This window comes from Curtobacterium sp. VKM Ac-2852, from assembly GCF_013205045.1.
GTDB lineage: Bacteria > Actinomycetota > Actinomycetes > Actinomycetales > Microbacteriaceae > Curtobacterium > Curtobacterium flaccumfaciens.
In genome coordinates this window covers 245,620-265,342 of sequence record NZ_JABMLI010000002.1, presented here as the reverse complement: position 1 = coordinate 265,342, position 19,723 = coordinate 245,620, and the positions used below count along the sequence as shown (strand labels likewise).

General features: G+C 71.6%; 19 protein-coding genes. 14 read left to right on the top strand and 5 right to left on the bottom strand.

Annotation, left to right across the window (positions count from 1 at the left end):
* Positions 1-27 precede the first annotated feature (27 nt).
* From HQQ79_RS07635 to HQQ79_RS07625, 3 genes are all read left to right on the top strand, one after another.
* Positions 28-561, top strand: a complete 534-nt coding sequence (locus HQQ79_RS07635) for a hypothetical protein (protein WP_173033427.1) — start codon at positions 28-30, stop codon at positions 559-561.
* Positions 562-641: 80 nt separating this feature from the next.
* Positions 642-1,622 (top strand): aldo/keto reductase, encoded by a 981-nt coding sequence (locus HQQ79_RS07630; protein ID WP_071248013.1) that lies wholly within the window; start codon positions 642-644, stop codon positions 1,620-1,622.
* Positions 1,619-2,170 carry a hypothetical protein gene (locus HQQ79_RS07625; protein ID WP_111057656.1) on the top strand — a complete coding sequence of 184 codons (552 nt, stop codon included), beginning with the start codon at positions 1,619-1,621 and terminating at the stop codon, positions 2,168-2,170. The genes HQQ79_RS07630 and HQQ79_RS07625 overlap by 4 nt, the downstream gene beginning before the upstream one ends.
* An 18-nt stretch (positions 2,171-2,188) precedes the next feature.
* On the opposite strand, the gene HQQ79_RS07620 is transcribed toward HQQ79_RS07625, so the two are convergent.
* Both HQQ79_RS07620 and HQQ79_RS07615 read right to left on the bottom strand, forming a co-directional pair.
* Positions 2,189-3,763, bottom strand: a complete 1,575-nt coding sequence (locus HQQ79_RS07620) for a CoF synthetase (protein WP_367948073.1) — start codon at positions 3,761-3,763, stop codon at positions 2,189-2,191.
* Complete coding sequence (locus HQQ79_RS07615; RefSeq protein WP_173033425.1) at positions 3,760-4,797, bottom strand: hypothetical protein; 1,038 nt, start codon at positions 4,795-4,797, stop codon at positions 3,760-3,762. Before HQQ79_RS07615 ends, HQQ79_RS07620 begins: the two co-directional genes overlap by 4 nt.
* A 106-nt stretch (positions 4,798-4,903) precedes the next feature.
* Between HQQ79_RS07615 and HQQ79_RS07610 the strand changes: the two genes are divergently transcribed.
* From HQQ79_RS07610 to HQQ79_RS19135, 5 genes are all read left to right on the top strand, one after another.
* Positions 4,904-5,278 (top strand): holo-ACP synthase, encoded by a 375-nt coding sequence (locus HQQ79_RS07610; RefSeq protein ID WP_173033423.1) that lies wholly within the window; start codon positions 4,904-4,906, stop codon positions 5,276-5,278.
* 81 nt (positions 5,279-5,359) lie between these two features.
* Complete coding sequence (locus HQQ79_RS07605) at positions 5,360-5,647, top strand: acyl carrier protein (protein WP_051596691.1); 288 nt, start codon at positions 5,360-5,362, stop codon at positions 5,645-5,647.
* Positions 5,644-6,819 (top strand): acyl-CoA dehydrogenase family protein, encoded by a 1,176-nt coding sequence (locus tag HQQ79_RS07600; RefSeq protein ID WP_173033421.1) that lies wholly within the window; start codon positions 5,644-5,646, stop codon positions 6,817-6,819. Before HQQ79_RS07605 ends, HQQ79_RS07600 begins: the two co-directional genes overlap by 4 nt.
* The gene (locus HQQ79_RS07595) at positions 6,816-7,787 is read left to right on the top strand and encodes an amino acid--[acyl-carrier-protein] ligase (protein ID WP_081827279.1); all 972 of its coding nucleotides are present in this window, start codon (positions 6,816-6,818) and stop codon (positions 7,785-7,787) included. Before HQQ79_RS07600 ends, HQQ79_RS07595 begins: the two co-directional genes overlap by 4 nt.
* The gene (locus HQQ79_RS19135) at positions 7,784-9,370 is read left to right on the top strand and encodes an alpha/beta fold hydrolase (RefSeq protein ID WP_173033420.1); all 1,587 of its coding nucleotides are present in this window, start codon (positions 7,784-7,786) and stop codon (positions 9,368-9,370) included. Before HQQ79_RS07595 ends, HQQ79_RS19135 begins: the two co-directional genes overlap by 4 nt.
* A 15-nt stretch (positions 9,371-9,385) precedes the next feature.
* Here HQQ79_RS19135 and HQQ79_RS07585 read toward each other — a convergent pair whose 3' ends face one another.
* Positions 9,386-10,312, bottom strand: a complete 927-nt coding sequence (locus HQQ79_RS07585) for an alpha/beta hydrolase (RefSeq protein WP_173033418.1) — start codon at positions 10,310-10,312, stop codon at positions 9,386-9,388.
* A 56-nt stretch (positions 10,313-10,368) separates the two neighbouring features.
* Complete coding sequence (locus tag HQQ79_RS07580) at positions 10,369-10,857, bottom strand: peroxiredoxin (RefSeq protein WP_017886715.1); 489 nt, start codon at positions 10,855-10,857, stop codon at positions 10,369-10,371.
* A gap of 241 nt (positions 10,858-11,098) precedes the next feature.
* On the opposite strand from HQQ79_RS07580, the gene aceE reads away from it, so the two are divergent.
* The 6 genes from aceE to HQQ79_RS07550 all read left to right on the top strand — a co-directional run bounded on the left by aceE (position 11,099) and on the right by HQQ79_RS07550 (position 18,849).
* Positions 11,099-13,843 (top strand): pyruvate dehydrogenase (acetyl-transferring), homodimeric type, encoded by a 2,745-nt coding sequence (aceE, locus tag HQQ79_RS07575; RefSeq protein WP_071405343.1) that lies wholly within the window; start codon positions 11,099-11,101, stop codon positions 13,841-13,843.
* A 7-nt stretch (positions 13,844-13,850) separates the two neighbouring features.
* The gene (locus tag HQQ79_RS07570; protein WP_027465341.1) at positions 13,851-15,077 is read left to right on the top strand and encodes a CdaR family transcriptional regulator; all 1,227 of its coding nucleotides are present in this window, start codon (positions 13,851-13,853) and stop codon (positions 15,075-15,077) included.
* Positions 15,078-15,155: 78 nt separating this feature from the next.
* Positions 15,156-16,097 (top strand): ACP S-malonyltransferase, encoded by a 942-nt coding sequence (locus tag HQQ79_RS07565; RefSeq protein WP_173033416.1) that lies wholly within the window; start codon positions 15,156-15,158, stop codon positions 16,095-16,097.
* The gene (locus HQQ79_RS07560) at positions 16,094-17,146 is read left to right on the top strand and encodes a beta-ketoacyl-ACP synthase III (RefSeq protein ID WP_254066178.1); all 1,053 of its coding nucleotides are present in this window, start codon (positions 16,094-16,096) and stop codon (positions 17,144-17,146) included. The genes HQQ79_RS07565 and HQQ79_RS07560 overlap by 4 nt, the downstream gene beginning before the upstream one ends.
* A gap of 122 nt (positions 17,147-17,268) precedes the next feature.
* Positions 17,269-17,517 carry an acyl carrier protein gene (locus tag HQQ79_RS07555; RefSeq protein WP_017886710.1) on the top strand — a complete coding sequence of 83 codons (249 nt, stop codon included), beginning with the start codon at positions 17,269-17,271 and terminating at the stop codon, positions 17,515-17,517.
* Positions 17,518-17,604: 87 nt separating this feature from the next.
* Complete coding sequence (locus tag HQQ79_RS07550; protein WP_027465338.1) at positions 17,605-18,849, top strand: beta-ketoacyl synthase; 1,245 nt, start codon at positions 17,605-17,607, stop codon at positions 18,847-18,849.
* Positions 18,850-19,093: 244 nt separating this feature from the next.
* On the opposite strand, the gene HQQ79_RS07545 is transcribed toward HQQ79_RS07550, so the two are convergent.
* Positions 19,094-19,594 (bottom strand): DUF3145 domain-containing protein, encoded by a 501-nt coding sequence (locus HQQ79_RS07545; RefSeq protein ID WP_367948072.1) that lies wholly within the window; start codon positions 19,592-19,594, stop codon positions 19,094-19,096.
* Positions 19,595-19,723: the final 129 nt, after the last annotated feature.

Genomic DNA, 19,723 nt, shown 5'->3' with positions numbered 1-19,723 from the left:
CCCGATCACCGCAGGTACGCTCTCCCCGTGAACGGTGTCGGAGTCGGTTTCCTCGACGAAGCCGGGCGGCTCCGCCTGCTCGGTGCGGGTGTGACGGGCGCGGCCTTCGCCGTCGTCCTGGTCATGCTGGTCCTGTCGTCGTGGACCGAAGCGACCACCGCCGTCCTGGTCTCGGTCGGCATCCCGACCGCGGTGGCGGGTGCGGCGATCGCCGTCGTCCTGCAGCGCCGCGCCTGGCGCGCCGAGGGCGGCTACGAGCGGTCGATCGTCGTGCGCGAGTGGATCGCCGACGGCCAGGTGCCCGACGGTGTGCCGGCGGACCAGTGGATCCCGCTCGTGCAGGCCCAGGCCGACCGCGAAGGCGCCGGCTGGGGCAAGGTCGTCCTCGGCGTCCTGTGGATCGCGATGACGTGGTCGATGCGCGACCAGCACGGCACGCTCATCACGACGATGCTCATCCTGCTGTGGAGCGCGATGGCCCTGTGGGCAGCCGTCTGGGTCATCCCCCGCGCCCGGGCGGCGCGAGCGCTCCTGCGCCGCGGCGTCACCACGATCGGCTGAACCCCGCGCGGCTGGACCCCGCTCGGCTGCACCCTGCTCGGCTGAACCCCGCTAGCGCACGTCTGACTACGCTCGGATCCATGCAGAGTCGCACCCTCGGCCGCACCGGCCGCTCCGTCTCCCCCATCGGTCTCGGCACCTGGCAGTTCGGCGGTGACTGGGGTCCCGTCTCCGAAGCCGACGCGAACGCCGTCATGGACGCCTCCGTCGAGTCGGGCGTCACCCTGTTCGACACCGCCGACGTCTACGGCGACGGCCGGAGCGAGCAGCTCATCGGCGCGTGGCGTGCCGCGAACCCCGACGTGCCGCTGACGATCACCACGAAGATGGGTCGTCGCGCCGACCAGGTCCCCGAGAACTACGTCGCCGCGAACTTCCGCGAGTGGGTGGACCGCTCGCGGAAGAACCTCGGGCAGGACACCCTCGACCTCGTGCAGCTGCACTGCCCGCCGACCCCGGTCTACGAGGACGACGCCGTCTACGACGCCCTCGACGCGCTCGTCGCCGACGGCTCGGTCGCCGCCTACGGCGTCAGCGTCGAGACCGCCGACCAGGCCCTCACCGCGATCGCCCGGCCCGGCGTCGCGAGCGTCCAGATCATCCTCAACGCGTTCCGCCTCAAGCCGCTCGACCGCGTGCTGCCGGCCGCCCTGGAGGCAGGGGTCGGCATCCTCGCGCGCGTCCCGTTGGCCTCGGGGCTGCTCTCGGGCAAGTACACGACCGACACGTCGTTCGCCGAGGGCGACCACCGCAACTACAACCGCCACGGCGAGGCTTTCGACCAGGGCGAGACCTTCAGCGGCGTCGACTACGACGACGGCGTGCGCGCCGCGCAGACCTTCGCAGCTTCCCTGCCGGACGCCGTCTCGGTCCCGCAGGCTGCGCTGGCGTGGATCATCGCGCAGGACGGCGTCACCGCGGCGATCCCCGGCGCACGCAACCCGGAGCAGGCGCGCTCGAACGCCGCCGCCGGCGACCTGCCGCCGATCGAGGGGCTGGACGCCACCGTGCACGACCTGTACGACACGTGGTTCCGCGCGAGCGTCCACGACCGCTGGTGAGACGCCGGAGCGTCGCGGTCGCGGTGGCCGCACTCCTGCTGCTGTCCGGGTGCGCCGCATCCGGACCGGCCACCGCCCGCGACGCTCCGCCCTGGCCACGGCCGACCGACCTGACGGCCCGCGCCGAGTCCGCCGGGCTCCGGAACGTCTGGGGCGAACGGCTGGCCGAGCACGTGCACACGCACCTGACGATCCTGGACGGCGACGAACCGGTGACCGTCCCGGCGAACGTCGGGCACTCGGACAGCCGGAAGTTCGCCGCAGAGATCCACACGCACGACACCTCGGGCATCGTGCACGTCGAGTCCCCGACGGAGCAGACGTTCACGCTCGGGCAGTTCTTCGACGAGTGGGGCGTCTCGCTCGGTCCGGAGCACGTCGGTGGCCTGCGCGGCGAACTGACGGTGTGGGTCGACGGGCACCGGAGGATCGGCAACCCGCGCTCGATCGAGCTCACGGACCTGCGCCAGATCGTCCTCGTCGTCACGACCGTCGGCGAGGTCCCGCACCTGCCGGCGCCCTTCGACTGGCCGCCGCAGTACGACTAGCGCCGGAACCGGCTCGGCTCAGGCCTCCTTCGCCGCGACCCACGACAGGTCGAGGTCCCACTGCGCGACCGACCCGGCCGGCAGCTGCCACACGTACTCGTTCTTGAGCTTCTTGCCGTCCTCGCGGAACGGCCCCGTCCGGTACGGGTAGAACGCCACCGTCGGCAGCGTGCCGGGCGGCGCCGTGCGGATCGCGTTCGAGAAGTCCTTGTTCAACCGCCGCAGCTCGGCGATCACGTCGCCCCGGGCGGCATCCGCGCCGAACCCGCCGGCACCCGAGGCGAGCTGGAACGCGATGTGCAGCTGCCGGTCACCGCGGTCGTCCTCGTAGCTGATCAGCCGGTGGTTCTCGACGGCCTCGAGCAGCTCCGGGTCGCCGTAGACGACGTCCCGCACCACGTCGGGTGCGACGACGGCGCCGTTGTAGTCGACGGACAGGTCGGACCGGCCGTAGTGGAACAGCAGCGGTAGGTCGAGCTCGGCCTCGGCGGCGAGCGCCGCGTGTCCGGTCGCCCGGAGCACGGACCGCAGCTCCTTCATCCGCACGACGTGTCCGCGGTCGTGGATGTTGTAGCGGATGCGTGGGCTGATGTTCTCGGAGCGGGCGATGGTGACGACGAGTTCGCCGAGGTCGTTCGTCTCGATCAGGTAGCCGAACGGGTTGAACTGGAACACCATCGGCAGCACCCCGTACTCGCCCTGCTTGGTGAGGGCGGCGGAGAGTTCCGGTGAGGCGGCGATCGCCCGGCGGAGCTGCACGCTGAACGGGGTCTCGATGCCGAGGTTGATCTCGAGGTCACTCGCCCCGTAGGAGCCGAGCACGGCCTGCGCGTACTGCTCGATGTGGGCGCGCATGTTCTCGCTGATGCCCTCGCCCCCGAACGCGGCGACGATCGTGTACTGGCTCCAGTCGAGCCGGTCGTCCTCGAACAGGGCCTTCAGGAACGGTGGGTAGCTGCAGATGATGTAGGTGAAGTCGGTGCCGAACTCGCGCATCGTCTGCACGATCTTGTCGCGGTCCGGGCCGATCGACTTGATCATGGAGGACTCGGTGAGCGAGGCGGTCACGTTCATCCCGGTGGCCCAGGCCCCGAGCGAGAAGGCGTTGAGCACGAACGGCTGCTTCGACAGGTCCTTGGCGGTGCGGGAGAACCCGAGCTGCAGCAGCTGTCGGGTGGCCTGGCGTTCGTCGGGGCCGCGCACCCAGCTGGTCGGGGTGCCGCTCGACCCACTGGACTCGTCGACGACGACGCCGCGTCGGGGCAGGCGTCCGTCGATGCAGCGCTCGGGGATGCTCCAGCGCTTAACGTAGGATTCCTTGTCCATCTCGGGCAGTCCCGAGATCGCCGCGGCGATCCCGCCACGGGTGTCGAGCCTGGAGGTCCGTCCGGACTCCGCCAGGAACGCCCGGTACGCGGGGACCCGCTTCGCAGCCCGTTCCGCGGTCCGCCAGGCGCGCCAGCGTCCGAGGGTCCAGCGGAGCGGCTCGATGCCCGGCGTGAGCAGGAGCTTGTGGGTGCCGACGCGGGGCATGAACAGTGCGACGAAGGTCTCGACCACCCACACCACCGAGAACACCGCTGCGCGCTTCACCGGGTCCCCCCGACGGTCATCGCTGCTGCGGGTCGGCGGTGTGCCAGGGGTGGTGGGTCGCTGTGTCCGAAGCGGAACAGCATCCAGGCCATCCGCCCGTCGGACTCGTCGACGCCCGCGCGTTCGACGAACGCGGCGTGTGACCGCGGGTTGGTGATCACGGTCCCGAAGGGGTGCATGGCGATGCCGCGTGCGGAGAACGCGAGCCAGATGCGCATGAAGACCCGTCCGGCCTCGACGTACTCGGCCGGGGTGCTGAACGGTCCCTCGAGCCAGGCGAGCTGTCGGACGCCCCGCATGGTGGACAGGTACACCCTGCGGAAGACCCCGCCGATGCCCGGGGCCTGCCAGAGTCCGCGGTGCTCCATGGCGAACCGGAGCACCGGGCCGGGCATGAGCATCGTCTCGGCGGACAGCCCGTCGCCGGTGGCCGCTGCCTGTCGCTTCGAGAACCGCAGCCAGTGCAGGATCTCGTCGTGCACGGCGTCGTGCTGCAGGTCGTCGAACAGGGTCTCCTGGTTGACGCGCACGATCTCGTCGACGGTGGTCCGGTCGTCGGTGGTGCGGAAGCGTTGTCCGGCCGCCGATGCGATGGCGGACGCGGCCTCGACCGCGGTGGCGTCGACGAGCGTTGCGTCGTAGGGCCTGCGCGAGGTGCGCCGTGCGAGGAAGCCGGCCAGGGCCTCCCGGTCGTCCGTGGTGACCACGTGCGGACGCAACGTCACCGTGCCCAGCCGGTGCAGGTGGTCGTCCGCACCGGCGTCGAGCCGACCGAAGTCCATCTCGGCGTGGTCGAGCCGTTCCTGCACGGTGAACCCGTGCGCCCGTGCCACCACGTCGAGCCCTGCCAGGAACACCCCGGCGCAGACGTGCCCGAACGGGATGCCGAACGACTCCGCCGGCAACCCCCGTCGCAGGTCGTAGAACACGGTCGCGGTGCGGTCGTCCTCGACGCGCACGACGATCGGTTGCGAGTTGTGCGGCGACGGGTAGTGCCGCGCGTCCTCGATGATGCCCGTCCACGGTGATGCCATCGTTCCCCCTCGGTGGTCCCTGGCGACGATCATACGAACCCCCTCGGCGCCCCATGCCCCTCGGGGAATGCGCTGTGGAGAACTCGTGCGTAGCCTGCTCCTCGTGATGACCATCCGCACCGGCACCGACCTCGCCGCGGTCGAGGACGTCGTCGACGCCGTGACGGCGCACGGCGAGCGGTACCTGGACCGGGTGTTCACCCTGCGGGAACGCACCGACACCCGCGACGACCCGGAGCGCCTCGCTGCCCGGTTCGCGGGCAAGGAGGCCGTCGTGAAGCTGCTCCGGCCGGCTCCGGACCAGGCGATCCCGCTGCGGGACGTCGCCGTCGTGCTCGATGCCGACGGGGCCCCCACGGTCGAGCTGTCCGGGGCGGCCGCGGCCCTGGCGGAGTCGATCGGGTGCGGCCCGATCGCGGTCTCGTTGGCACACGAACGGGGGCTCGCGGTGGCGACGGCGGTGGCCCTCTCGGAGCGCTGACCCGGCGCTCCGGACAGGGGTGCGGTTTCCCGCACCGGCACGGCGGTTTCCCGAGGGCCGTTCCTCTTTACGGTTGCAGTCATGGAACAGGACCCGAACCCCTCCAGCACCACCGCGACGATCGCCGACCCGGCCACCGACCGGGCCGTCCGTCGCGCCCTCGCCGAGCACGGCCGGCTGACGGTCGACGCGTGGGACGTCGCGTCGATCGCCGACCTCTACGCCCTCGGCCTGACCTCGCACGCCACCGTCAACGTGATGCTCGCGGTGGAGTCGGACCTCGACGTCGAGTTCCCCGACTCCGTGCTGAACCGGTCCACCTTCGCGAGCGTCGAGTCGATCACCGCGGCCGCGGAGCTCGCGTCGTGACCCTGGTCCTGCCCGCTCCGTCGGTCATCGACCGCTTCGCCGAGCGTGCGAGCGCGGTGGCCGAGGTCGCCGCACAGTTCGCCGACGAGGTCGACCGCGACGCCCGACCCCCGCGCGAGGCCATCGCCGCGATGCGGGAGTACGGCCTGCTCGCGGCGGCGGTGCCGACCGAGCACGGTGGCGAGGGTGCCTCCGTGGCCGAGCTCTCCGCGATCGCGACCGAACTCGGCCGGGCCTGTGCCGCGACCGGCATGGTGTTCGCGATGCACCAGGGCCAGGTCATGGCGCTCTGGCGGCACGGCGGCGACGGTGCCGGCGTGCTCGAGACCATCGAGGCCGTCCGTGGCGGTGCGCTCGTCGCGTCGGCCACCACCGAGCGCGGCGTCGGCGGTGACGCGCGGCGGTCCACGTGTTCCATCGAGCCGACCGACGACGGCCGGATCCGTCTGCGCAAGGACGCGCCGGTGATCTCGTACGCCACCGAGGCCGACGCGGTGTTCGTCACTGCCCGACGCGACCCGGAGGCCCCGGCGTCGGACCAGCGACTGCTCATCTGCCGCACCGACACGATGGTCCTGTCGCAGACGTCCACCTGGGACACCCTGGGGCTCCGCGGTACGTGCAGCAACGGGTGGATCCTCGACACCGAGACGACGATCGACCGCGTGTTCCGCGACGACTACGCCACGATCTCCGCCCAGACCGTGCTGCCGGTGTCGCACGTGCTCTGGGCCTCGGTCTGGCTCGGCATCGCTGTCTCGTCCGCCGAACGTGCCCGCAGCGCCGTCCGCAAGCAGGCGCGCGCCGCGGTCGGGACGACCCCGCCCGGTGCCCTGCGGCTCGCCGAGCTCCTGGTCGACCTGCAGGCCCTGGCCGACTCGGTGCGCCACGCCGCCGAACGGTTCGACGCCGCCGCCGACGACCCGGACGTGCTGGCCTCGAGCGCGTACGCCCTCGCCGCGAACGCCCTGAAGATCGGTGCGTCCGAGCGCGTCACCGACATCGTCACGAAGGCGCTGCGCATCGTCGGGATCGCGGGCTACGCCGCCTCGGGTCCGATGAGCATCGCCCGACACCTCCGAGACGCCCACGGGGCCGCCGTCATGGTGAGCAACGACCGTCTCCTCAAGAACGACGCCGACCTGGCCATCATGACGGGAGTGATCCTGTGACCATCACGGACACCACCACGCACACCACCGACACCAGCACCGCGGACACCGCCGCCGCGCTCGACGCCGCCCGCGCCGCCCTCCGCGCCCGCCTGCTCACCGACGGCGTCCTCCTCGACCTCGGCACGCCCGGCCTCTACGGCCGCACCGGGGTCTTCGAGCGCGTGTACGCCGCGGTCGACGCCGCAGCGGTGCGCAGCCAGCAGCACCTCGGCGCCGAGGTCCTGCGCTTCCCGCCGGTCGAGCCGCTCGCGTCGTTCGAGCGCACCGACTACATCGCGTCGTTCCCGGACCTCGCCGCGTCGATCTCCGGGTTCACCGGCGACGACCGCACCCACCGCGCACTGCTCGCCGCCCGCGAGCGCGGTGAGCGCTGGGAGGGGTTCCTCGAGCCGGCCGACCTCATGCTCACCCCCGCGGTCTGCCACCCGGTCTACGGCCTGATCGGCGACACCGTGCCCCGGCAGGGCCGGTTCTTCGACGTCCTCGGCGACTCCTTCCGCCGGGAGCCCTCGCTCGACCCGATGCGCCTGCAGGCCTTCCACATGCACGAGTTCGTGCACGTCGGCACGCCCGCGTCCGCGGCGGCCCACCGGGACGGCAGCATCCCGGTGATGCGCGCGCTGCTCGAGTCGTTCGGGCTCGAGATCGACGTCGTCCCCGCGAACGACCCCTTCTTCGGCCGCGTCGGGCAGATGCTCGCCCGCAACCAGGTCGAGCAGGCGCTCAAGTTCGAGTTCGTGACGAAGGTCTACGGTCCCGACCACGACGCGACCGCGATCAGCTCCGCGAACTTGCACGAGGACCACTTCGGCACCTCATTCGGCCTCCGCACCGAGGACGGACAGGTCGCGCACAGCGCCTGCATCGCGTTCGGCCTGGAGCGCATCACCATCGCCCTGTTCGCCGCCCACGGCACGGACCTCGACGCCTGGCCGGCGTCCGCCCGCGCGGCCCTCGCCCTGTGACCACGCTCCACGGCTGGTCCGGATCGCCGGCGATCCGCGCCGCGGTCCAGCTCCCCGCCGCCGCGCGCGCCGGCGTCGTCATCTGCCCGCCGCTCGGGCAGGAGGGCGTCATCGCGTACCGCACGCTCCGTCTGCTGGCCGACCGCCTGGAGGCCCGTGGCATCGCCTCGGTGCGCTACGACCCGTCCGGACGTGGTGACGGCGCCCCCGACATCACGCCGGACGCGCAGGTCCGGTCCGCACGCCACGCCGCCTCCGTGCTCCGCACGACGGGGGTGCAGCACGTCGCCTTCGTCGGGCTGGCCTCGGCGGCCCTCGTCGCGGCGAACGCGGCCGCGGACACCGACGGCCTCGTCGTCTGGGACGCCCCGGCATCGGGCAAGGGCTGGCTCCGTCGGCAGCGCGCCCTCGCGACCATCACGATCGGTGCCGACCGCGTGGTCGACGGCGTCGAGAGCCTCATCGGGTTCGACGTCGAGCCGGACGAGGCCGCCGCACTCTCGGACCTCGCCTTCGCCCCGCGCACCGGGCCCACCGTCGCGCTCGTCCGTCCGGGTGCCCGGCCACCGAAGCCCCTCGGCGGTGTCGACGTGACCGAGGTCACCGGCAGCGCCGAGCTCCTCGACGGCACGAGCATCCACGCCCGCATCCCCGGAGCCGCCGTCGACACCGTCGTCGCCTGGCTCGACACCTGGGCACCCGAGACGGCGGTGCCCGTCCGCGCGCCCGTCCTCGACGAGGTCCTCGACGTCGACGGCCGCGTGTCGGAGCGGATCGTCCACCTCGGCGATCAGGGGCTGTTCGGGATCGAGACCGTCTCGTCCGCCCAGCACCACGACGCCCCCGTCGTCGTGCTCCACAGCGGCGGCGCCGAGCACCGCGTGGGCGCCACCGACTACCAGGTCGAACTCGCCCGCGCCCTCGCCCGCGACGGCGCCCGGGTCGTCCGGGTCGACCGCCGTGCCACCGGCGAGAGCACCGGCGTGCACGAGGACGAGCGGAGCTTCCTGTTCGCGCAGGAGTGGGTCGAGGACCAGTCCGCCGTCGTCACCGCACTCGCCACACCATCGGACCGGCTCGTGCTCGTCGGCATGTGCGCCGGCGCCTGGGTCGCGGGCCGCGCCGTCGAGGAGGCCCCGCGCCTGGTCGTCGAGATCAGCCCGAACGACTACCGTCGCGTCCCGGCCGAGCCCGGCTCGTACGCCGACGGGGTCCGGGCGATCGACGCCCCGTCGCCCGCCCGGATGTGGGTGCGCGAGCGGTACAACCGGTTCGTGCCGAAGGCCGTCCGCGACCGGATCGCCCGTCGCGACCGGATGGGCGGGGTCGTCGGCCACGTCCGCCCGCTCGTCGAGCACGGCACCGACGTCGTCGTGATCGTCGCTCCCGAGGACGCAGCCCTGTTCGACCGGCTCGGTGGGCAGAAGGCCGTCCGGCGCTGGCCCGGTGACGACCGTCGCGGCTCGGTGTCCGTCGTCCGCGTCGAGGACGGCGACCACGCGCTGTTCTCCCCGGCGATGCGCGAGGCCGTCGTCGCCGAGGTGCGTTCCCGCGTCGCGGCGACGTTCCCCGTCCACACCTGAGGCGGCCCGCCCGGCTCAGCGGAGGCCGAGCTCCCGCGCGACGGCGTCGGGACGCTCGACGTGGGCGAAGTGCCCGCTGTCGTCGAGCAGCACCGTCCGGACCTGCGGCACGAGCGCCCGCAGCGCCTCGAGGTCCGAGACGCGGGCGAACACGTCGTCGCGCCCGGCGATCGCCGTCACCGGGCAGGTGACGGCGCGCCACCGGTCGACGTCGTACGCCGCCGCCGACCGTGCCGCCTCGGTGAACTGCTCCGGCCGGAGCTCCTCGACGAAGGCCTCGAGCACGCTCGGGTCCAGGCGTCGCACGTTCGTGAACACCGGCGCCGCGACGAGCGGCAACAGACCGACCCGGGCGATCCCCCGGAGCAGCGGACGAGCGGCGCCACCGGTCACCGTGAGGCCCGCACGCAGCAGGGTGAACGCCGGCAGGGTGCCGAGCGCCCGCACCGGGTGCCGAGCCGCACCGGCGGTCGCGACCGTGGTGCCGGACACCAGGGCGAGCGACCGCACCCGTTCGGGCGCCACCACCGCCAGGTGCAGCCCGACGAACGCGCCCATGGAGTGCCCGACCACGTCGACCGCACCGAGACCCAGCGTTTCGAGGACGGCCGACACGGCACCCGTGACGGCGTCGAGCCCGAGCGGACCGTCCGGAGCCGGCGAGGACCCCCAGCCGGGCAGGTCGATCAGCACCAGGCCGCGGTCACCGACGCCCTGTGCGGCGTGCAACAAGGGTGTCCACGTCGACCAGGAGCCGGCGACGCCGTGCAGCAGCAGGAGCGGGTCCGGACCGGCGCGGTGGTGCACCACGACGGGGCCGGTCGGGGCCTCCACGACCGTGCGGGTCAGCCCCCAGGTGCCGGGCGTGACGCGCACCGGGTACGGGGCGTACGCATCAGCGGTGACCCCGTGACCACGTGGGTCGGTGTCGATGGCGTGCACCGGGCCTCCTGTCCGACCGTCGACGCGGACGCGTCCGTCAGGAGGGATTCGGAACGCTAGCCGACGGGGACGGGTGCCGAGCAGGCGGCGAGCCGGTCGAGGGCCGCCTTGTACTCGGCGACGTCGCGCTGCAGGCCGGGCTCGGTGATGATCGAGGCCTTGATCCGACCCTGCACGTCGATGACGAAGGTCGCGCGGGTGGCGAAGCCCTTGTGCTCGAGGAACACGCCGTACTCCTTCGAGACCGCGCCGTGCGGCCAGAAGTCGGCGAGCAGCTCGAAGTCGTAGCCGTTCGTCTCGGCGAACGACCGCAGCGTCGCCTTCGAGTCGACCGAGATGCCGAGGAGCTCGATGCGCTGGTCCTGGAACATCGTGATGTTGTCCTGCAGGGTGCAGAGCTCGTTCGTGCACCCGGACGAGAACGCCAGCGGGAAGAAGACGAGTGCGACCGGGCGGTTGCCGCGGAAGTCGCTGAGTCGGACGTGCTCACCGAACTGGTTCGGGAGCTCGAAATCCGGCGCGAGTGAGCCGATCTCCAGTGCCATCGCTACGTGTGCTTCTTCCTCGGGCGAGGGGTGTGCCCGTCGGGTCCGTGCGCCGCAGATCGCGTGTGCACGATCGGCCATGCTACGCCGACGACACGCGAATGCAAGCACCCGTCCACCTGCACGTCACCATCAGCATCAGCGTCGGTCCTGGGGCCTAGAGTGGACGGGGCCCCAGCCGGTCGCGACCCGACCACCGGAGCCACCATGTCCACCACCACGAGAACGAACGAGGTCAAGGGTGACGGTGAACGACCAGGACCCGTACAGCGCCGGGGCGAACGACCAGGATCCGCAGGAGACCGCCGAATGGCGTGAGTCCCTCGACGGGCTGGTCCAGACCCACGGACACCAGCGCGGTCGCGAGATCATGCTGAGCCTGCTCAAGCGGTCCAAGGAACTGCACCTCGGCGTGCCGATGGTCCCGACGACGGACTACGTGAACACCATCGCGCCGGAGAACGAGCCGGAGTTCCCCGGCGACGAAGAGCTGGAGCGCCGGTACCGCCGCTGGATCCGCTGGAACGCGGCCATCACGGTGCACCGCGCACAGCGTCCCGGCATCGGGGTCGGCGGGCACATCTCGACGTACGCGTCCAGCGCTGCGATGTACGAGGTCGGCTACAACCACTTCTTCCGCGCGCAGGACCACCCCTCCGGTGGCGACCAGGTCTTCTTCCAGGGCCACGCCTCCCCCGGCATGTACGCCCGCGCGTACATGGAAGGGCGCCTCTCCGAGGACCAGCTCGACGGGTTCCGGCAGGAGAAGTCGCACGCCGGCGGCGGCCTGTCGTCGTACCCGCACCCGCGCCTCATGCCGCACTTCTGGCAGTTCCCGACCGTGTCGATGGGCATCGGCCCGATCAACGCGATCTACCAGGCGCAGCAGGCCAAGTACCTGTCGAACCGCGGCATCAAGGACGCCATGGACCAGCAGGTCTGGGCGTTCCTGGGCGACGGCGAGATGGACGAGGTCGAGTCCCGCGGGCAGCTCCAGGTCGCCGCGAACGACGGCCTCGACAACCTGAACTTCGTCATCAACTGCAACCTGCAGCGACTCGACGGTCCGGTCCGTGGCAACGGCAAGATCATCCAGGAGCTCGAGGCGTTCTTCCGCGGTGCGGGCTGGAACGTCATCAAGGTCGTCTGGGGCCGCGAGTGGGACGACCTGCTCGCCCGTGACACCGAGGGCGCGCTCCTCAACCTGATGAACCAGACGCCGGACGGCGACTACCAGACGTACAAGGCCGAGAACGGTGCCTACGTGCGCGAGAACTTCTTCGGGCGCGACCCGAAGGCGCTCGAGCTCGTCAAGGACTACACCGACGACCAGATCTGGAACCTCAAGCGCGGTGGCCACGACTACCGCAAGGTCTACGCCGCGTTCAAGGCCGCGACCGAGCACAAGGGCCAGCCGACCGTCATCCTGGCGAAGACGGTCAAGGGCTACGGCCTCGGCCCGAGCTTCGAGGGCCGCAACGCGACCCACCAGATGAAGAAGCTCACGCTCGACAACCTCAAGCAGTTCCGCGACGAGATGCGCATCCCGATCTCCGACGCGCAGCTCGAGGAGAACCCCTACACGCCGCCGTACTACCACCCGGGCAACGACGACGAGGCGATCCAGTACATGCACGAGCGTCGTCGCGCGCTCGGTGGCTACGTGCCGGAACGTCGCACGAAGTACACGCAGTTCACGCTGCCGGACGACTCGAAGTACCAGGTCGTCAAGAAGGGCTCCGGCAAGCAGGAGGTCGCCACCACCATGGCGTTCGCGCGCCTGCTGAAGGACCTGTTGCGCTCGCCCGACTTCGGCGACCGCGTGGTCCCGATCATCCCGGACGAAGCACGCACCTTCGGCATGGACGCCTACTTCCCGTCGGCGAAGATCTACAACCCGAACGGCCAGCACTACACGTCGGTCGACCGCGAGCTCCTGTTGGCCTACAAGGAGAGCCCGCAGGGCCAGATCATCCACGTCGGCATCAACGAGGCGGGCGCCCTCGCGGCGTTCACCGCGGTCGGCACCTCGTACTCGACGCAGGGCGAGCCGCTCATCCCGGTCTACGTCTTCTACTCGATGTTCGGGTTCCAGCGCACCGGCGACGCCATCTGGGCCGCCGGAGACCAGATGACCCGTGGCTTCATGATCGGTGCCACCGCCGGCCGCACCACGCTGACGGGCGAAGGCCTGCAGCACGCGGACGGCCACTCGCCGCTCCTCGCCACGACGAACCCGGCCGTCGTCTCGTACGACCCGGCCTACGGCTACGAGATCGGCCACATCGTCAAGGCCGGCCTCGACCGCATGTACGGCACGAACGAGGACGGCTCGCCGAAGCACGCCGACCCGAACGTCATGTACTACCTGACGGTCTACAACGAGCCGCTGGTGCAGCCGGCCGAGCCCGAGGGCGTCGACGTCGAGGGCATCCTCAAGGGGATGTACCTGCTCAAGGCGAGCGAGCACGACGGCCCGAAGGCCCAGCTGCTCGCGTCCGGTGTCGCCGTGCCGTGGATCCTCGAGGCGCAGCAGCTCCTCGCCGAGGACTGGGGCGTGTCGGCCGACGTCTGGAGCGTCACGAGCTGGGGTGAGCTGTACCGCGACGGTGTGGCCGCCGAGCAGCAGGCGTTCCTCAACCCGAACGAGCCGGCCCGCACGCCGTTCGTCACCGAGCGTCTGCTCGGCACCGAGGGCCCGGTCGTCGCCGTGAGCGACTTCATGCACCTGGTGCAGGAGCAGATCCGCCCGTTCGTGCCGACCGACTACGCCACGCTCGGCGCCGACGGCTTCGGCTTCTCGGACACCCGTCCGGCCGCTCGCCGCTTCTTCCACATCGACGGCCCCTCGGTCGTCGTGCGGACGCTGCAGCAGCTCGCCCGCCAGGGCAAGGTCGACGGCGCGCTCGTCCAGCAGGCGATCGACAAGTACCGCCTGCACGACGTGACCGCCGGCACCACCGGCAGCGCGGGCGGCGAGAGCTGATCAACCCGTGACGACGGTCCGCCCGGACCACGAGAGCCAGGAGAGCGCGCGCGAGCGTGCGCTCTCCTGGCTCCGTCAGGTGTCCGGAGAACTCTCCACCGCCACCATCAAGCGGCTCGAGGACACGCTCCCCTGGTACAGCGAGATGCCGCCGGGGCGCCGCTCCGCCGTGGGCCTCGTCGCCCAGGCCGGCATCACCTCGTTCATCAGCTGGCTCGAGGGCACCGCGTCGACACCGTGGATCGCCGCGGCCGACGTCTTCGGGTCCGCCCCGCGGGAACTCCTGCGCTCGGTGAGCCTGCAGCAGACCCTGCAGCTCATCCGCGTCGTGGTGACCGTGGTCGAGGAACGCGCCGCCGACGACGAGATGCTGCAGGAGGCGATCCTCAAGTACTCCCGCGACATCGCGTTCGCCGCCGCCGACGTCTACGCCCGCGCGGCCGAGGCTCGTGGCCTGTGGGATGCCCGGCTCGAAGCGCTCGTGGTCGACTCGATCCTCTCCGGCGAGTACGACGACGAACTGCCCTCCCGCATCGCCGCCCTCGGGTGGCACGGCCACGGCGAGGTCGCGGTGCTCGTCGGCACCGCACCGAAGCAGCTCGAGGTCGACCAGGTCCGGCGCACCGCACGGCACATGGACGCCGACGTGCTCGTCGGGGTCCAGGGATCGCGGCTCGTCGTGGTGATCGGCCGCGCCACCCCGCGCGACGACGTCCCCGAGGGCGAGGAACCCGTCTCCTTCACGACCATCGCGCAGGCCCTCGAACCGCTGTTCGGCGAGGGCCACCTGGTGCTCGGCAACGAGGTCCCCGGGGTCGTCGACGCCTCGACGAGCGCGAAGGCCGCCCTCGCCGGGTTCGCCGTCGCGCGTGCCTGGCGTGGCGTGCCCCGCCCGGCCCTGGCCGACGACCTGCTGCCCGAACGGGCCCTGGCCGGCGACCCCCTCGCCCGGTCGGCCCTGGTGCAGCGCATCTACGTCCCGCTCAAGGACCAGTCCACCGAGCTCCTGCAGACGCTCTGGTGCTACCTGGACACCGGGCGTTCGCTCGAGGCCACGGCGCGCGAGCTCTTCGTGCACCCGAACACCGTGCGCTACCGCCTGCGCCGGGTCGCCGACATCATCGGCTGGGACGCCACGCACGCCCGTGACGCCCTGATCGTGCAGTCGGCGCTCATCCTCGGCGCGATGTCCGAGTCCGCCACCGGACGCCGCCGCATCACCCCACGGCGGTAGAGAACCAACAATGTCCCGCGGGGATTCGTGTGGGAAGTCCACACGGGCCCCGCGGGACGAGAACGCGAGGATTGTCCGGTGATCGTCGTCGTCGCGCCCGGACAGGGCTCCCAGACCCCCGGCTTCCTCGCCCCCTGGCTCGAGGACGCCACCGTTCGTGAACGAGTCGGGCAGTGGTCGGAGTCGATCGGCGTCGACCTCGCCGAGCACGGCACGAACTCCGACGCGGACACCATCAAGGACACCGCGCTCGCACAGCCCCTCATCGTCGCCGCCGGTCTGGTGACCGCCGACGCACTGCTCGCCGAGGGCCGTCGTGCCCTGGTGGGCGGGGTCGCCGGACACTCGGTGGGCGAGTTCACCGCCGCCGCGGTCGCCGGGATCCTCGAGCCGACCGACGCCGTCGCCCTGGTCGCCGAACGCGGCCGGGCCATGGCCGACGCCGCCGCGCTCGAGCCGACCTCGATGGCCGCCGTCCTCGGTGGCGACGCCGACGCCGTGGCCGCAGCCCTCGCCGAGCACGGCCTGGTGCCCGCGAACCACAACGGTGGCGGCCAGACCGTCGTCGCCGGTGCGGCCGAAGCCATCGCGGCCCTCGCCGCCGACCCGCCCGCCAAGGCCCGCGTGATCCCGCTCGCCGTGGCCGGTGCGTTCCACACCCGGTACATGGCCCCCGCCGTCGAGCGGGTCGCCCCGGGCGCGGCCGCTGCCACCGTGCAGGACCCGACCCTGCCGATCTGGACGAACGCCGACGGCTCCCGGGTCGACGACGGCCGTCGCTTCGTCGACCTGATGGTCCAGCAGATCGCGAACCCCGTGCACTGGGACGCGGTCATGGAGTCCTTCTCCGCCGCCGGCGTGACCGGCATCATCGAGCTCGCACCCGCCGGTGCCCTCGTCGGCCTGGCGAAGCGCGGCCTCCGCGGCACGCCGACCGTCGCCATCAAGACCCCCGACGACCTGCCTGCAGCGATCGACCTGCTGCAGCGCGCGGGCCAGGAAGCAGACGCAACCGCATGACCGACCCGACCACCCCGACGGACGTCCCCACGGGCCTCCCGACCGGATCCGCGCGCCCGCTGCTCCAGCAGCGCCGCGGCCACGAGTTCACCCGGATCCTGGCGTTCGGCGCCGCCCGCGGCGAGAACGTCGTGCCGAACGACGACCTCGTCGGCCCGATCGACTCGTCCGACGAGTGGATCCGGCAGCGCACCGGCATCATCACCCGCAAGCGCGCCGGCAAGGACGTCGAGGCCGTCGACCTCGCCGAGGCCGCAGCGCGCGAGGCCATCGAGAAGGCCGGCATCGAGCCGTCCCAGATCGGCGTCGTGCTCGTGAGCACCGTCACGCACACCGTCGCGACCCCGTCGATGGCGTCGCTGCTCGCCGACCGCATCGGGGCCACCCCGGCGGCCGCGTACGACATCAGCGCCGCCTGCGCCGGGTACGCCTACGGCATCGCCCAGGCCGACTCGTTCATCAAGTCCGGACTCGCCGACCACGTGCTGGTCGTCGGCGCCGAGAAGCTCAGCGACGTCGTCGACCCGACCGACCGCTCGATCTCGTTCCTGCTCGGGGACGGTGCCGGCGCCGCCGTGATCGGCCCGAGCGACTTCCCGGGCATCGCCCCCACCATCTGGGGTTCCGACGGCTCGAAGTGGGACGCCATCGGCATGACGGCGACCTACAACGAGTGGGAGGCCGGCGCGCCGCGTCCGACCATGCGCCAGGCCGGGCAGACGGTGTTCCGCTGGGCCGTCTGGGAGATGGTCAAGGTCGCCCGCCAGGCACTCGAGACCGCCGGGGTCCGCCCCGAGGACCTCGCCGCTTTCGTGCCGCACCAGGCGAACATCCGCATCATCGACGAGTTCGCCAAGCAGCTCGGCCTGCCCGAGACGGTGACGATCGCCCGCGACATCACCACCACCGGCAACACCTCCGCCGCGAGCATCCCGCTCGCCACGCACCGCCTGCTCGAGGAGCACCCGGACCTGTCGGGCGGCCTCGCCCTGCAGATCGGCTTCGGCGCCGGACTCGTCTTCGGCGCGCAGGTGGTCGTCCTCCCCTGATCCCCGCCCGGTCGCGCAACCGCGCGCCCGGTCCCCATCCCGACGAGCCTCCGCGCACCCGGACCCCGCGTGCCCTAGGCTGGTCAACGGTCAAACGACACCCCCCTTCAAGGAGAACACTCATGGCCCTGTCCAACGAAGAAGTCCTCGCCGGCCTGGCCGAGCTGATCAACGACGAGACCGGTATCGCCACCGACACCGTCGCCGCCGACAAGTCCTTCACGGACGACCTCGACATCGACTCCATCTCGATGATGACCATCGTGGTCAACGCCGAGGAGAAGTTCGACGTGAAGATCCCGGACGAAGAGGTCAAGAACCTCAAGACCGTGGGCAACGCGGTCGACTACATCGTCAAGGCCCAGGCCTGACACGAGCTTCCTGAGCGCCGCGGCCCGCGGACCCCTGCGGGCCACGGCGCTCATCTTGTTCACCCCAACGAAAGAACACGTCGTCCCATGACCAAGAAGACCGTCGTCGTCACCGGGATCGGTGCGATCTCACCCCTCGCCGCGACCGCCCCGGACACCTGGGACGCGCTGCTCGCCGGCAAGTCCGGCATCACCCGCATCGAGGACCCCCGTTACGCCGAGCTCGAACTCCCCGTGGAGTTCGCCGGCCAGGCGCGGCGGTTCCTCACGGACCAGCTCACCCGCCCCGAGTCGAAGCGCCTCGACCCCTCGTCGCAGCTGTCGCTCGTCGCGGCGCGCGAGGCCTGGGCCGACGCCGGCATCGACGACGAGTCGGTCGTGCCCGAGCGCCTGATCGTCGACTGGGCGACCGGCATCGGCGGCGTCAACACGCTGCTCGACGCCTGGGACACCCTTCGCGAGAAGGGCCCGCGTCGCGTCCTGCCGATGACGGTCCCGATGCTCATGGCGAACGGCCCCGCCGCCGCCATCGAGATGGAGTTCGGGGCCCGTGGCGGCGCCCGCACCTACCTGTCGGCCTGCGCGTCCTCGACCGAGTCGCTGGCCGAGGCGTACCGGCACATCGCCGACGGCGACGCCGACATCGTCATCACCGGTGGCGCCGAGGCCGCGCTGCACCCGCTCCCCCTGGCCGCGTTCGCCGCGATGCAGGCCCTGTCGCGCCGGAACGACTCCCCCGAGACCGCGTCGCGTCCGTACGACGTCACGCGTGACGGCTTCGTGCTCGGTGACGGCGCAGCAGCGCTCATCCTCGAGTCGAAGGAGCACGCGGAAGCCCGCGGCGCGACCATCTACGCCGAGGTCGCCGGCTCCGGCATCACCTCCGATGCCTTCCACATCACTGCGCCGGACCCCGAGGGCAGCGCCGCCGCCCGTGCGGTCCTGCAGGCCCTCGAGCACGCCGACGCGAGCATCGAGGACGTCGTGCACGTCAACGCGCACGCCACCTCGACCCCCGTCGGTGACGTCGCCGAGTACCACGCGATGCGTCGGGTCTTCGGCGACCACCTGGACGACGTCGTGGTGTCCGCCACCAAGGCGTCCACGGGGCACCTGCTCGGTGGTGCCGGTGCGATCGAGGCGGTCTTCACCGTCCTCGCGCTGCACAACCGCGTCGCCCCGCCGACGATCAACCTGCACGACCAGGACCCGGAGATCGTGATGGACGTGGCCCGCGAGCCGCGTGCCCTGCCCGAGGGCGACCTGCTCGCGGTCAGCAACTCGTTCGGCTTCGGCGGCCACAACGCCGTGGTCGCGTTCCGCAGCGTCTGATCCGTCACACCCTCTGCCAGGAGGCCCGTCCCGCGTCGTCGGCGCGGGCTTCCTTCGTTCCGGTGGTCGGTTCGCAGTCCCGCCAACACGCCGTCGTTTCGCTGAGGCGCCCCGGGAACGACGAGACGCCGCCGTGTTCGGCGGCGTCTCGAGTCTTCAGCGGTGTCAGGACAACACGCCGGCGTGTTGCGCACCCAACGCCGACGTCCGGCGCACCCGAGACGCCGGCGTGTTGCGAGTCGGGTCAGCCGACGCGGTGCAGCCAGACGACCGGGTTGCCCTCGGCCGCGTGGCGGAAGGGCTCGAGTTCGTCGTCCCAGGCCTGCCCGAGGGCGAGTCGGAGCTCACGGTGCAGCTCGAGGGCGTTGCTGCCCGCGACCTCCATCGCGTAGCGCACCCGGTCCTCGGGGATGACCATGTTGCCCGTGACGTCGGTCTGGGCGTAGAACACACCGAGGTCGGGCGTGTGCATCCAGCGGCCGCCGTCCGAGGCGCTCGTCGGCTCCTCGGTGACCTCGTACCGCAGGTGCTCCCACCCGCGCAGGGCCGACGCGATCGCGGCACCGGCGCCCACCGCACCGGTCCACGTGTACTCGGTCCGGCGCGCACCGTCCTGTGCGGGCCGGTCGAGCCACGAGAAGTTCACGGCGCGGTTCATCGCGCGACCTGCTGCCCATTCGACGTGCGGGCAGAGCGCGCGGGGTGAGGAGTGCACGTAGAGCACTCCTGTCGTCGTTCCGTTCACGGTTCCTCCGATACGTCAGGTGCGACTTCCCCATCGACCTGGTGCGGAGGATCCTGACCCGAGGGGCCACGGAACCATCGGTATGCGATTGTGATGTCCCGACGGGACACGCCCATTATGCAGCGCCAC